Genomic DNA, 14,035 nt, shown 5'->3' on the forward strand with positions numbered 1-14,035 from the left:
TAGCTTTCGCTTCCACGCAACAATACCTCGCGGGGACGACAGGCTCTGAGACATTTGAAGCATAAAATCCTTAACTTAATGGCAGTGCGTCCCGGACCGTCCCCAATTTTTTTGATTTTTTGTCCTTAAGGTGTAATTTAACTCATATATCCGGTAAACGTCCAAGGTCCGCAATGAATAAATAAAGTGCTATTTGAATTTTAATTGGTTACAATAGTCATATTTTAAATTCATGGATAAACATTATGAGAACAAAACACGATTCTGTACAAATGATGATAGAGTTAGGAAAAATAGTCAAACAGGAATTCGAAGGTCATAACATTCTGGGTTTAAACGATATCATTTCCTGGAAAGAAGGTTACGATTTCAAAAAGACACAAGCGCCGCATGCGTTATATCAAAGACAAATTGCTTCAAGAAAGCCTCTGTATGATGAGGTTAATTTTAAGATCGAGTATTTACGTTCTTATCTTCATAGTATAAGCACTCAATTGGGTATAAAGTATGCTTTTACCGTTTATCGAATTGCCTTATGTCAATTTGGCTTAGGTTTATGTGCTGAACAAGCTCATCTTGCACATTTTATTTTAAAAAAAGTTTGTCTGAATCGAGGCATTTCTATTGATTCCAAAATGATGACCTTATTTAGTCGGCATAACCAATGTACCCATGCTTTTATTCTATATGGATCTAATTTACAAGGTTTAACTAATCAATTTTCTTCACTGCAAGATCTGGATGAAACAGCATATGTCTATGATCCAACTTATAAAATTTTTTCCAGTGCCAAAGAATATGTGAAAAACCTCTATATGGTAGCATTATGTGAAAACTACCAAATGAATAATCTTACTGCTAGGGATGAAGATAATCTATTGTCTCAGGCTAAAAAAGAATCATTAGATGCTATTGAAGATGGCATAATAATAACTCTTAAGCACAGCAGATTTGGTATTAATACGGCATTAGCAGAAAATAAAGGCGACCCTAAAGTTTTAAAAATATTGAAGGATTTTCAAATAGACACCGCCAAACGCCCTTCGATATTAAATCTTTTTTCTCCAATTGATCCCGCAGTGCCTACTGTTTCAATACCCGCTACCCCCAAAACAGGCTATCCTATTTTTTATTTATTTCATGTAAAGCAATCAGAATACAATGCTAAGAAATGGGATGAGCATAGGAAAAAAGCGCTTACAGATCTTTTTGAATATGAACCTAAAAGAATAGCTTGGTAACAATCACCGGGATTACAACGAAACCTGAACAACTAACTCTATATTATTCTGTATTTCTTTGCTCGATCGACCAAGCCTTTATAACGCAGCAACAAAAACATCAGGTGATAATTTCGGCTCCGTTGTAAATAATACTTGTCCTATCTTAAATTAGTGCATGATTAGAATAAAGGCAGGGCTTTTCAGCCCAGCCTTCGCACAGCTATAACATTGAATTAATTAACGACCAGCTAAAGCAATTGCAGCCGGTGTGTACTCAGAACCTAAATCGCGAGCAACAGCTTCAAACGTAATTTTACCTTGATGAACATTCAAGCCATTCAATAAATGTGGATCATTTAATAAAGCTAACTTTGTCCCTTTCGTAATAATGCTTAAAACAAAAGGGATAGTCGCATTATTCAAAGCAAAAGTTGAGGTTCTTGGCACCGCGCCAGGCATGTTGGCAACACAATAGTGAACGACATTATCAATAACATAAGTAGGCTCTTGATGGGTTGTCGCCCGACTTGTTTCAAAACAACCACCCTGATCAATAGCAACGTCAACCAGTACCGAGCCAGGTCGCATTGATTTTAACATCGCGCGCGTTACTAATTTAGGCGCTGCAGCACCAGGCACTAATACTGCGCCGATCACTAAATCAGCTCGAGATACATACTTCTCAATTGAATCAGCAGTAGAATAAACAGTATTAATTTTAGAGCCAAATTGGAAATCCAATTCGTTTAAACGCTGTAATGAACGATCCAGTACAGTTACACGTGCCTCCATACCCATAGCCATACGAACAGCATTCGTTCCAACAACACCACCCCCAATAACAACTACATTTGCAGCTGCAACCCCAGGAACGCCACCTAATAAAATACCACTGCCACCTTGCGCTACTTCCAAGCAATGAGCCCCAGCCTGGATTGACATACGGCCGGCTACTTGTGACATTGGCGTAAGTAATGGTAAGCCACCATCATCTTGAGTTACGGTCTCATAAGCAATGGCAGTGACCCCAGACTCTTTCAACATTCTTGCTTGATGTGGATCTGGTGCTAAATGTAAATAAGTAAATAAAGTTTGACCTTCACGAAGGCGTTTGCATTCAATAGGCTGTGGCTCTTTAACTTTAACGATTAAATCCGCTTTGGCAAAAACCTCGTCAGCACTGTCAACTACTTCAGCACCAGCATGACTGTAATCATCATCAGAGATACCTATTCCCAATCCAGCACCCTTTTCAATGATGACCGTGCTGCCTACACGTACGATTTCACGCACACTGGAAGGAACAAGGCCAACACGATTCTCTTGGGGCTTAATTTCTTTTGGAACGCCTACTAACATAAATACTCCCTTTAATGTTTTTAGAACTCACTTACAGTTACCTTAAGTGTACTAAGAATCCATCACTACACTCAGGACAACAAAATAACAAACTATCGTTTTTTTAATTGTTCGATTAATTGTGGTACCAATTCAAATAAATCACCAATTAAACCATAATCTGCAATTTGAAAAATTGGCGCATCTTCATCTTTATTAATGGCAACAATAATCTTAGAATCTTTCATCCCTGCTAAATGCTGTACTGCTCCTGAAATGCCTATAGCAATATATAGCGCAGGAGCAACAACTTTTCCAGTTTGTCCTACCTGATAGTCATTAGGAACAAACCCTGCATCCACCGCCGCGCGCGAAGCCCCAACTGCAGCACCCAAGACATCAGCTAATTCATCAATTAATTTAAATTTCTCCGCACTTTGCAAACCCCGGCCACCGGAAACAATAATTTTTGCACTACCTAAATCAGGGCGTTCAGATTTGCTCAATTCATGCTTCACAAATTGAGTTCCCGTGGCAATACATTCTTTATTCAAAGTTTCAATAACACAGGCTGCTTGCATTGCAGTTACTGAATTAAATGCCGTAGTTCTAATCGTCATTACTTTAATTGCATCTAAAACACGTACTGTTTCAATCGCATTTCCCGCATAAATTGGATGCTCAAAAGTGCTACTGTCAATAATTTTACTAACATCAGAAATTTGCGCTACATCCAGTTTTGCTGCAATACGTGGAGCAATATTTTTACCAAAGGTACTGGATGAAACAAATATCGCTTTAAATGTATTGGCAACCGAAAGAACCAAATCGCCCAATTGCTCAGCTAAAGGATGTTCGTAGCATGGCATGTCCACATATAGAACAGCATCCACTCCCGCAAGGGTAGCCGCTTGCTCTGCTACGGTTTTACATTGATGCCCTGCAACTAATAAGCTAACGTCTTCACCAAACTCCAATGCTGCGGCCAACGTATTACGCGTAGCAGGATGTATGGTTTGATTATCATGTTCAACAAGTACTAAAGTGCTCATCACATCTCCTTATCAAAGCACTTTGGCTTTATTCTGTAAGTGATCTAATAATTCAGCCACCGATTCAACTTTTATTCCGGCACTACGAACCGCAGGTGCTGTGACTTTTAAAACGTCAACATGTTTCTTCAGTGACAAACCCATATTGTCTAACTCAATAACCGTTAATTCCTTACGTTTTGCTTTCATGATGTTAGGAAGGCTGGCATATCGCGGTTCATTCAAACGTAAATCAGTACTTACTACTGCTGGCAACTTGACGCTTAGAGTCTCCAAACCACCATCTATTTCGCGAGTAACCTCAAGATGATCGCTATGCGCATCTAATTTAGAGGCATAAGTAGCTTGTGGCCAATCCAATAACGCAGCCAACATTTGTGGCGTCTGATTATTATCCCCATCAATGGCTTGTTTTCCCAACAAAACTAAGGCAGGCTTTTCATCGTCAACAATCTTTTTTAATATCTTGGCAACATTAAGGCTTTCCATAGATGCTTGTGTATGGACATGAATTGCTCTGTCCGCACCTAAAGCCAATGCATGGCGCAAAGTTTCCTGGGCGCTGTCCGCGCCAATACTTACAACCACAACTTCAGTTGCCCAGTTATTTTCACGTAACCGCAATGCTTCTTCAACGGCTATTTCATCAAAAGGGTTCATTGCCATTTTGATATTTTGTGTTTCCACTCCGCTATTATCCGATTTGACCCGAATTTTTACATAAGGATCTATTACACGCTTCACTGCAACGAGAATTTTCATAATTCCTCACTGGAAAATCAACACAAAAGCATCTTGCCAGAGATATAGGGGCTAATTCAAGTAGTTAGGTATTCAAAAGTAGGGTTGCACAACCTCACACTTGGTTAAATCGCCTTTAACTACAGGTTCAGCTTCATTATTTTGCAAGGCGCAGGGATTATCCTTTAAAAACTGCAAAAAACCTTGAGCTTTATTAATTGCTAGAGCAGTTTCTCCTCCAGCAGAATAAACCACCGTATTTTTTTTAATTTTATTTAATAAATCTTGCACACCCTCCAATTTAGTTTCGATTGGATCTGAATTCATATCCAGCGTACGCATGTTAACTAAAAAATACTCTAAAGTTTGAAACTTAGTCTTCCCTACCCTATAGCCCAAAAAATATTGTTGCCCCAATAAACCGAGACGTGACTCGATCGGAGAGGCAATAAGTTTTAATTTATAATTTTCAAAATACATTCCGATATGCCTGCTTTCACTTGCCTTAATTAAAGCCTGTTCTAAAGATTCTTGGGTAAACAACTCTGGCAGCTTGGAGGAAACCAGAGGGCTTAAGACAATAGAACCTACTTGTAGCGTTGCTACATAACATTGCAACGATGCTGAAAAAATCATTTCGATTAAACGAACCAACAAAGTTGTAGTTGTTGTCGCCGTTACGGTACTAATTTTTTGCAGCGCATGACCAAAGGACTGTAATTCAGATGAACTACTTCTGCTAATAAATTGACCACCTTTTAATAAAATAAAATAAAGTGCATAAGCAGCAAATAATTCCTCAACAAAAGCGACAGTGCCAATACTAACAAGAACCATTGGCAGAAATGATAATAAAACACGTACCCCTTTAGGCTTAATTTGTCCAACCTCGTCATAGAATTCAGTCGACTCATTCAATAAACTTAAAAGGCTTTCATAAAAACTACGCTCAGTGTAATTTGTGGCTTGTTTTTTAAAATTCTCTAACCATTTTTTGAGATCATCGCGGGTTACAATGTCGTTAAACTTAATGTTTTTAAAATTCTCTGGGGCTATTAGTTTTTGATGACTAAGAGACAAGGTTTTAAAACAGACACCATCATTAATGCCGCACGATAAGACATTCTCAATCCATAGAACTTCGGGTTCTAATAAACCATTCGTTTTCATTTCAAAGAGTGGTGCTAATTTAGTATAGTTTTCTTCGACCTGCTCTTTCTCAGGTCCATTTTTAAGCAACCATTTGAGTAGTAATTGATTGAAGGAGCGCTCTAAGCGTACACGTTCCTCCTCGCTTACCCCCCCCACATAACATCCTTTTTCAGGATCAAACTCAGTATAAATCCCCACTAAAAATTTTAATTCAGTCTCTATAGTCATAATTACTCCTTTAAAATTGACTATTCAACCTAGAGCAGCTGCATTCAAAAAAATGCAACTGCTCTAAATTCAGGCTATGAAGTTAAGGCACATTTTTTAGTAAACCACTTTGTCTCTTTCAGATACTGAGTAAACATACCTACAACCATTAAGCTCAAATAGAAACCAGCCATCACATCACTTAAATAATGATAATACAATAATACTCTTGAAGCAGCGACTAGCAATGCAAGAGTAAGCAACGCATAAAAATAGCGTGGAAACACGACTCCAAGTCCTGAAGCTACACTAATAATTGTTACTGTATGTCCTGATGGGAATGACCAGTAAGCCCCCTTTAATTTAAACCAATAAAAACCAAACTCATTATATGTAAAGAATAAATCCGGACGTGCTCGACTTAGAGTGACTTTTACCACCAAGCACACCAAATTAACAATAATTACACAGCCTAATAGATACCAAGAACGTGCTTCATAGACTGAATTGACGTTTATAAAACGAAAATATAAGGCAGCAACAAAAAATAAAACCATATACGCAATCCATTTTCCGAAGGTGGTCAAAAAGCTTAGCAGATGAATATTCGTTCTAAGATCTAACTGATGAAAATAAGTAGCTAGCGCCCTATCAATGAAAATATAGGATATAACTACCAAAATTGCATAAAGAATAATAACCCATGGTTTTTTCATAAAATGAAATATTTTTTCAAATTGCGTCATCAGTAAGATTCCTTTTATAAAATAAATAATTTTTTTACCTTGCTCATAGTTTAATCACAAAATTTCTTCGTCATCAAAATCATGGTTTGCAGTCTTAAGAGCAGAGTCACGTAAATACCAAGGAATTGTAATCACTACGGTACGCTCATCGCGCTCTAAAAACAGTAAGGCACGTAATCCTGTAGCATGAATATTATGCAATAAATACTCATACCATTTTGGTTCAACCAATTCAGGTATAATAAGCGCAATAATGCGATCTGTCCTTTGTTTTTTGACTTTTTTAATGTAATTAAGCACCGGTTTATAAATACGACGATAAGGAGATTTAATAATTTCCAATTGTGGTATTGCTAATTGTGCTTTTTTCGCTGGCTCCTCAATTTTCTCAGCCCAGAGTCTCTTGAGCCGCTCTACATCTTCAACTCCAGTATCAATAAAAACCGCCGTAATTTCACCTGAAAGAAGCATGCCAAATTGCAGAGCCTTCTCAGCAATACAATCTAATCCATGGATCGGGATAATCACCACTGGTGGCTTTAACTTAGTAGGAAATAACTTAACAGGAACCTCAATTTCATTCGCAACAATCAAATAATGACGCCGTATTCGACTCATGAAATAAGCCAGAAAAGGTGCAATTAAGACGATAATCCATGCCCCTTCCATAAATTTTGTAGCGATAATAATTATTAGGGCAATTGCTGTTATTACAGCACCGATGGCATTAACCGCCAATTTTAAATACCTCTTAGGACTATTATTCCGCTTCCAATGCATAATCATCCCGATCTGGGAAAATAAAAAAGCACTAAAAGCACCGACAGCAAATAAAGGGATTAACTTATTGGTAATCCCTTTAAAAACTATAAGTAAGGCGGCAGAAAAAATAGCTAACAGAATAATACCAACGGAATAAACCAAGCGTCTGCCACGTTCGGCAAAAAAATAGGGTAAATAATTATCTTCTGCTAACAAACGACATACTCGTGGAAAGTCAGCAAAACTAGTCTGAGCAGAATAAGCAAGCACAACAAAGATACTCGCACTAGCGATGTAATAAAAAATGCCCTTGCCGGTAATCGCAGCAACAAGCTGAGATAAGATGGTCTGATATCCGGGCTCCATTTCATCCATTGCGGCAATCTGATAAGCAGGGCAAAGATAGCCAATAAGCAATAAAAATAAAGCCAACGTGCCAACAATAATCGTCAAGGTCAATTGTGCATTTTTAACTGATGGTTTACGAAATAGAGGCACCGCATTACTGACAGCCTCAACCCCTGTCATTGCCGTCAAACCATTCGCAAATGCGGCTAAAAATAACCAAATAGTTACCGTTTCATGAGGCAATGGCAAAATAGGTGGAGCAACCCGTGGCTCTGGATGCCCGCCACTTAGCCAAACATTAACGACACCAATCAATAATACTACTGCAATACAAAATATAAAGATTAAAGTAGGAACAATAAATACTACACCTGATTCACGGATGCCGCGCAAATTAACCAGGGTTAACATCAGCAGAATAACTAAACATAAAGTAAGCGTATGCTCCTGTAACTCAGGAATTGCTGAGACAATAGCGCCAACCCCTGCCGATATGCCTACAGCAACATTTAATAAATAATCAAGTATTAATGAAATCGCCGCCCATAAGCCATATTTTCTGCCTAAATTATCGCTGGCAACAATATAAGCTCCTCCACCATTTGGATAAGCTGCAGCCGTTTGTCGATAAGAAAAGTAAAGTGCCATCAAGACCACAACCACCAATATGGAAATAAGAAATGAATAATTTAAGCCCACCGCCCCCAATGGTAGCAAAATAGTAAGTGCCGCTTCTGGACCATAAGCTGTTGAAGAGAGTGCATCCAAACCAAGTGCAGGCACACCAGTCATCACTGAGAGTTCTTGTTTCTTCATGGATCTTAAGGATAACGGTTTTCCAAAAATTTTATTTATTAATGACATCCTTATCACCTCATATTGAAATTCATTACGTCAAAATAAGCCCATTACGTATAAGAATTTTCTCGTGAAATAAAACAATTGCTATTATTACAACGCACTATTCGCTAAAATAAAAATACATTTATTATTAAGCGCGTTTTAATGCCAGAATTTACTCTCGTACAACAGGTATGCATTTGGGCTCTTCCCATTTTACTCAGTATAACCTTGCATGAAGCAGCTCATGCTTATGTTGCGAACCGTTGTGGTGACACTACTGCCAAAATGTTAGGCCGTTTAAGCTTAAACCCGCTACGTCATATTGACCCTGTAGGAACAATATTAATACCTATATTAATGGGTGTGTTAACACATTTTAATTTCGTTATTGGTTATGCGAAACCTGTGCCAATTAATTGGAACCAATTACATAATCCGCGGCGTGATATGATTTTAGTAACACTCGCCGGCCCCTTTGCCAACCTACTAATGGCATTTTTATGGGCAGCAGGCTTTAAACTTGCCATAAATATGCATCCAGAATCATCCATGGCAGCATTGTTCCTATTAGTGACGGCTCGTGCGGGAATGATCATTAACCTGGTTCTTGCGGCATTAAACTTGCTTCCTATTCCCCCTTTAGACGGTAGTAGGGTAGTGAGCAGTCTTTTGCCTCCCAGAAAAGCAATGATCTATGAACGAATAGAGCCGTATGGATTTTTCATACTGATTATCTTAATGTTCACGGGGATCTTAAATTACTTATTGACCCCCTTAATCAGCATAGGGCTTTCGGCATTAACTGCAATTTTTCAATTATGAATATTCTTGCTGATGGTTCTCTGCCAGGATTAAAGCAAGCATTTCCTGAACCATTTCATCTCACGCTCTATCACCATCTTGATGACGTTGCCCAGTTAATTCCTGGGCAAGATATTCTTCTATGTCGGGCTACCCTAAAGGTAAACCACAGCCTATTAAAAAATCATTCATTACGATATGTTGCCACGGCAACCAGTGGCACAGATCATCTTGATTACCCGTGGTTAACTTCACAAAATATTCAGGTAATTGATGCCAAAGGGTGCAATGCACGTGCGGTTGCTGATTATGTGGTATCTGCTCTTGCTTATGTGGAACAGCATCATCTTATCCAGGGCAATAAAGCCGGAATTATCGGCTTCGGAAAAGTAGGAAGCCAAGTAGCAGCAAGACTACAAGCAGCGGGCTTTGAACTACTAACCTATGATCCACTTAAAGAATTACGTGAACCCAATACCTTCCAAAGTTGTCAGTTTGATGATTTATCTCAAGCAGATCTCCTCTGCATTCATGCAGAATTACATGACACACAACCGCATCCAAGCCTTAATTTAATTAACCAGCCATTTCTTGAGCACTTAAAATCTGGATGTGTGATTATCAATGCAGCGCGGGGCGGTATTATTAACGAAGAGGCATTATTAAATAATCACAAAACACTCAGCTATTGTACTGATGTATACCTAAATGAACCGGCAGTAGATCAACGAATTATTGAAAGAACAACTCTTTGCACACCTCACATAGCAGGACACAGTCTTGAGGCAAAATATTTAGCAGTTGCGATGGTTAGTGAACGCCTGCATCAAATTATCGGACTTCCATCGCCACAGTTTGCTATTCCCGAGCTAAAGCATATTTTTGCTTTAAAAAACGATAAGACCTGGGAAGAGAATGTATTGTCTATCTATAATCCTCTTGATGAGACCATCTTATTAAAAGAAGCGACCGACAAAGAATCTGCTTTTTTGACGCTCAGAAAAAATCATCACCAGCGGCATAATTTTCAGTTGTATGCTAATTCAGCTTTGGATAAGAAGAGTAGATTATTATTGGGTGAGACAGGCTGAACCTCTAATAAGAGAGGTGGGAAATTGTTGGCGAGATAAGCGTGGTGTTGTTTTTACCACATGCTATTAAGGCTCAAAAGTCCGAGTTGTTAAGTATTAATTTACATAATATCAGATACGGCTCTTAAATATTATTTTGTATTTATCAAATCCAAGAAATTTATTTTTTTCACCATAAGTCTTTCTTAGCTAATAATTTTTTACCTTTTTAAAATATGCTTAGAAACAGGCCTCAATTTATCTTATTGTTTATTCAGCTAGGGTTCTAACCCATTGCGCGAAAGCTTCATTTTCAAATTCATAAGTATCTCTTGGAGACTTAAAAACTACATTGCTCAGTTTAGACATTGCACGTTGAACATGTGTAACCTCCAAAGACTCAATACCTATAATTACACGAAGTTTTAAAAGTACTGCTTTGCTAAAAGGCTTCAGCGATGGATCTTGGGCAATCATGCGAACCAACTCTTTTTGCGTTGCATCCAGTGCCGCCCAAGCACCTTCATGATTTTCAGTATGAGCAAGTTTATCTGCCACCATCTTCATCGCGTCTTCCAATGTTATAGATGGATTAAGTATCATTACGGAGCCAGTCAGATATCGGGTTTTCACAAAAGCAACAGGTTAATGTTGCGCTATTGTGTCCTATTTCTGAATTTTCAGTCTTGTTTTCAATCGATTTAATTGAAGCATGTTGAGGTGCTGGTGGTGAACCCTGATGCGTCACTATTTTACTTAACCGCATCCTATAGCGAGCTTGGCGCGCAGCATGATGACGTGTTCCATTAAAGGTAGTTTGATAACGAAAGCCTGCTCGTTTCAGTGATTTTATTCGTGCGCTTGCTGCACAAATAGGGTCACAATAAATGTTGCCACGATCCACACTTACTGCAAATCTTGATTTGTTTATGACAAAGTATGCATTGATATAGTCTGGCTATAGGTTTCATAAGCAATCCATTGCTAATGAAACCTGGTATTTATGTGAGCACCTGATATGCTTTATATTAAGGGACTAGGTTGAGTTTGCTATCGTAAGGGTCGTCAAATCGTTATCGATATCAAACGGGTTTCATTAGTCCCTTAATTTTAGATTACTATATTCGACTGTTCTTTATTTGATCTGTTTTGACTTGACGGGGGATTGGTATTTTGAAGGATATTATTAAGCTGCGTCATTTATTAGCGGGTTCTTAGCCCTGTCTACAAAAGGGACATCAGACCCTGGAGTGATATCTACAAAATCCAGTTCGGTCTGAGACTTGTTAAGTTCAAAAAATTCAGAAAATTTCTTCACAACGCTCCCTGTTTTTTCTAATAATGAAAACGGCACTGAACAATGTAAATAGCCCCTTCGATTGCCTTGTAGACAATTCGGTGTTCTCGATCAATCCTCCGAGACCAATAACCAGCCCAATTATGCTTTAAGGGTTCCGGATCACCAATCCCTTCAAATGGATGACGTGAAATATCCTTAATTAAAGTGTTAATTCTTTTAAGAGTTTTTTTATCAGTAACCTGCCAATAGAGATAGTCTTCCCAACCATGTTCAGCCCATGAAAGTATCATTCCTCAATAATTCCATGTTGGATATATTTTCCAGCTTCCATTTCAGCAATTGATTTATTTAATCTCTCTGCATTTTTAGGGCTGGACATTAAATATGCAGTTTCCTCATAAGATTTAAAATCCTCTAATGACATAATAACTGCAGGTTTCCCATTTTGTCGGGTAATCAAAATAGAAACATGATCTTCGTTTACTTTATCTAAAGTACTTGCCAAATTATTTCGCAAAGAAGAATAACTTAAAACATCCATTAGAACCTCCTAATTAGGACATATACGTACTTATAATTGTACATGTACTTATTATGGTACGCAAGTTACTTTCTAAATTATCTACTTTATATGTCAATAAAACGGGGCGGTCTGTTGAAAAACATGATTAAATAAAGATCAAAAATGCCTTGTAGTAAAAAATGATAAAAAATACTAGTCTCTTGATATTTAGAGCTATAGCAGCAAAATAAGCTTGGATCTGTGTGTTTTGAAACCTCTATATTGAGCGCGTTTTAAATCATGATAATTTTTTAGTTCGTTCATGATTCCTTCAATTTTCCACATCCGCTCGTACAATTTTTCTTTAAAGGATTGTAGATCCATTTCTAGAATCATTTGACTATAAAGCTCCGCATATCGATTTCTTGTAACATAACGTGCCGGCCCTTTATTTTTTAATTTTGCCAAACAAGTTTTTGAAAGAGAGCATCTCTTACAGTCAATAGTTGATGAAATGTAAATAATTGTATCAGTTTGGGATTTACAAGGTCTTAAGAAATTATTTTGAGGGCAAACATAATAGTTATTCACTTCATCATACTGAAAGCCTGGAATAATACTGTTCTCAGAACTTCCGCTTCGAGAGCTAAACAAAGGAATATAGGTAGTTATCTTTTTATCTCTCAAAGAAGAAATAATGTGCCCTGAACCATAGGCTCTATCAGCGATTGTTTCATTAATATTAAATGAGGTTTTATCTTTTACATAATCCAGTTGCTCTAAATAGGGAACAGAATCGAGAACTGCACCAGTAGTTATGTGTATTGCAAGAATGAGCCTATTCTTGCTGTCGCTAGTAAATAGAGCATTGTAAAGCACATCATCCATCCGTTGGCATAACGCGTCGTTTGTTAACTTACACAGCTCTTCTTTTGATATGGGGGTACAGTTCGTAATTGATTATTCATAACTATTAGTATTTGGGGCGATTATTATATTGTAGAAGTAAATTTCTAAACTAGATTCATAGAGCGACTCTTTTATCGATAGCCTATACTAATAAAACTTTGCGGGTGAATCGTCTCTGGCAAAGCGCAAGTAATCCCCAGTCGAGGGCAAAGTGTCTATAAATTTATAAGTTAGTGGACATTTATATAAATAATGAAATAATATCTTGAATTGATTGAAGTACTAATATCCAAATCAAACTGTTACGCCATTAAAAAAACATCCAATACCAACAAAAATTACACTACTAAACTCAGATTCTTTAATCTGTTGATGATGTTTTTTCATTAATTCCTGTAACATTTGTTGAATTTGGTGATTCAAGTGAGGAAGTGGTTCCTGAAAAGTAATGGTAAGAACTCCATTTTTAAAGCAATATTTATTTAATTTATTCAGTAATGAATGTTGAATTAGGTTCTTTAAATTTAAGACTATTTTAGAGTCAGAAACGTATTCGCTATCTGTATATAATATTTCTCTTTTACCCGATGCTTTTGGCTTTTGATTTGTTAATGGCATATTAAATACGGGGGCATCATCATGCTCTATCAGATGTTGATTAATCAAGTCTGATTTATGACCATCAAAGGCTCGAGTACATTCAACATTTCTTATTTGTTTATTTATTTTATCTATCAATTAGCCGTCAAAGGGATAATCATGACCCAAATAAATAAAATGGGAGCATTTTAAGTATTCTGCAGCACGCACTAGAGGTTTAATTTCAAAAAAGAAATTATCTATATTCGGTAATCCCCCATATGAAATAGGAGGAGTAATTTTTTTATGAATATTAGTAATAATTCGTCGACCATAATGATAAATGGCACCTGGATGAACAACAACTACGTATTAGAGGAGCGACTTATTATCTATGGCGGGCTGTGGATGATGTGGGTTATGAGTTGGATGTATTTCTGCAAAAGCGACGTAATAAAAAGG

General features: G+C 37.4%; 16 protein-coding genes. 4 read left to right on the forward strand and 12 right to left on the reverse strand.

Annotated features, from left to right (window positions below; genetic code table 11):
- The first annotated feature begins 245 nt into the window (after positions 1-245).
- On the forward strand, positions 246-1,241 hold the full coding sequence (locus tag LDG_RS06400) for a hypothetical protein (protein WP_006870398.1): 996 nt from the start codon (positions 246-248) through the stop codon (positions 1,239-1,241).
- A 219-nt stretch (positions 1,242-1,460) separates the two neighbouring features.
- Here LDG_RS06400 and ald read toward each other — a convergent pair whose 3' ends face one another.
- From ald to LDG_RS06430, 6 genes are all read right to left on the reverse strand, one after another.
- On the reverse strand, positions 1,461-2,582 hold the full coding sequence (ald, locus tag LDG_RS06405; RefSeq protein ID WP_006870399.1) for an alanine dehydrogenase: 1,122 nt from the start codon (positions 2,580-2,582) through the stop codon (positions 1,461-1,463).
- Between the two features lie 92 nt (positions 2,583-2,674).
- Positions 2,675-3,613, reverse strand: a complete 939-nt coding sequence (locus LDG_RS06410) for an electron transfer flavoprotein subunit alpha/FixB family protein (RefSeq protein WP_006870400.1) — start codon at positions 3,611-3,613, stop codon at positions 2,675-2,677.
- 12 nt (positions 3,614-3,625) lie between these two features.
- Entirely contained in the window at positions 3,626-4,375 is a 750-nt protein-coding gene (locus tag LDG_RS06415) for an electron transfer flavoprotein subunit beta/FixA family protein (protein ID WP_040534725.1), read from the reverse strand.
- Between the two features lie 72 nt (positions 4,376-4,447).
- Positions 4,448-5,734 carry a hypothetical protein gene (locus tag LDG_RS06420; RefSeq protein ID WP_006870402.1) on the reverse strand — a complete coding sequence of 429 codons (1,287 nt, stop codon included), beginning with the start codon at positions 5,732-5,734 and terminating at the stop codon, positions 4,448-4,450.
- Positions 5,735-5,808: 74 nt separating this feature from the next.
- Positions 5,809-6,459: a phosphatase PAP2 family protein gene (locus tag LDG_RS06425; RefSeq protein ID WP_006870403.1), complete on the reverse strand. Its 651-nt coding sequence runs from the start codon at positions 6,457-6,459 to the stop codon at positions 5,809-5,811.
- Positions 6,460-6,513: 54 nt separating this feature from the next.
- On the reverse strand, positions 6,514-8,433 hold the full coding sequence (locus LDG_RS06430; protein ID WP_006870404.1) for an APC family permease: 1,920 nt from the start codon (positions 8,431-8,433) through the stop codon (positions 6,514-6,516).
- Between the two features lie 141 nt (positions 8,434-8,574).
- Here LDG_RS06430 and LDG_RS06435 point away from each other — a divergent pair, with 141 nt between their 5' ends.
- The gene (locus LDG_RS06435) at positions 8,575-9,234 is read left to right on the forward strand and encodes a site-2 protease family protein (RefSeq protein ID WP_006870405.1); all 660 of its coding nucleotides are present in this window, start codon (positions 8,575-8,577) and stop codon (positions 9,232-9,234) included.
- The gene (locus LDG_RS06440) at positions 9,231-10,304 is read left to right on the forward strand and encodes a 4-phosphoerythronate dehydrogenase (RefSeq protein ID WP_006870406.1); all 1,074 of its coding nucleotides are present in this window, start codon (positions 9,231-9,233) and stop codon (positions 10,302-10,304) included. The genes LDG_RS06435 and LDG_RS06440 overlap by 4 nt, the downstream gene beginning before the upstream one ends.
- A 249-nt stretch (positions 10,305-10,553) precedes the next feature.
- Here the strand turns inward: LDG_RS06440 and LDG_RS06445 are convergent, their stop codons facing one another.
- The 6 genes from LDG_RS06445 to LDG_RS06470 all read right to left on the reverse strand — a co-directional run bounded on the left by LDG_RS06445 (position 10,554) and on the right by LDG_RS06470 (position 13,732).
- Positions 10,554-10,850, reverse strand: coding sequence for a hypothetical protein (locus LDG_RS06445; RefSeq protein ID WP_006870407.1), 297 nt, complete (start codon positions 10,848-10,850; stop codon positions 10,554-10,556).
- A 25-nt stretch (positions 10,851-10,875) separates the two neighbouring features.
- The gene (locus LDG_RS06450) at positions 10,876-11,187 is read right to left on the reverse strand and encodes a hypothetical protein (RefSeq protein ID WP_006870408.1); all 312 of its coding nucleotides are present in this window, start codon (positions 11,185-11,187) and stop codon (positions 10,876-10,878) included.
- Between the two features lie 431 nt (positions 11,188-11,618).
- On the reverse strand, positions 11,619-11,873 hold the full coding sequence (locus tag LDG_RS06455; protein WP_006870410.1) for a Txe/YoeB family addiction module toxin: 255 nt from the start codon (positions 11,871-11,873) through the stop codon (positions 11,619-11,621).
- Positions 11,870-12,124 (reverse strand): type II toxin-antitoxin system Phd/YefM family antitoxin, encoded by a 255-nt coding sequence (locus tag LDG_RS06460; protein WP_006870411.1) that lies wholly within the window; start codon positions 12,122-12,124, stop codon positions 11,870-11,872. The genes LDG_RS06455 and LDG_RS06460 overlap by 4 nt, the downstream gene beginning before the upstream one ends.
- A gap of 195 nt (positions 12,125-12,319) precedes the next feature.
- Positions 12,320-12,973 (reverse strand): transposase, encoded by a 654-nt coding sequence (locus LDG_RS06465; protein WP_050805529.1) that lies wholly within the window; start codon positions 12,971-12,973, stop codon positions 12,320-12,322.
- Between the two features lie 315 nt (positions 12,974-13,288).
- Positions 13,289-13,732, reverse strand: coding sequence for a ribonuclease H family protein (locus tag LDG_RS06470; RefSeq protein WP_040534729.1), 444 nt, complete (start codon positions 13,730-13,732; stop codon positions 13,289-13,291).
- Positions 13,733-13,944: 212 nt separating this feature from the next.
- On the opposite strand from LDG_RS06470, the gene LDG_RS18905 reads away from it, so the two are divergent.
- Positions 13,945-14,035, forward strand: a 91-nt coding sequence (locus LDG_RS18905) for a DDE-type integrase/transposase/recombinase (protein WP_407635266.1), incomplete at its 3' end; no start/stop codon positions are given.

Source organism: Legionella drancourtii LLAP12, assembly GCF_000162755.2.
In the GTDB taxonomy this organism is placed as follows: Bacteria; Pseudomonadota; Gammaproteobacteria; order Legionellales; family Legionellaceae; genus Legionella; species Legionella drancourtii.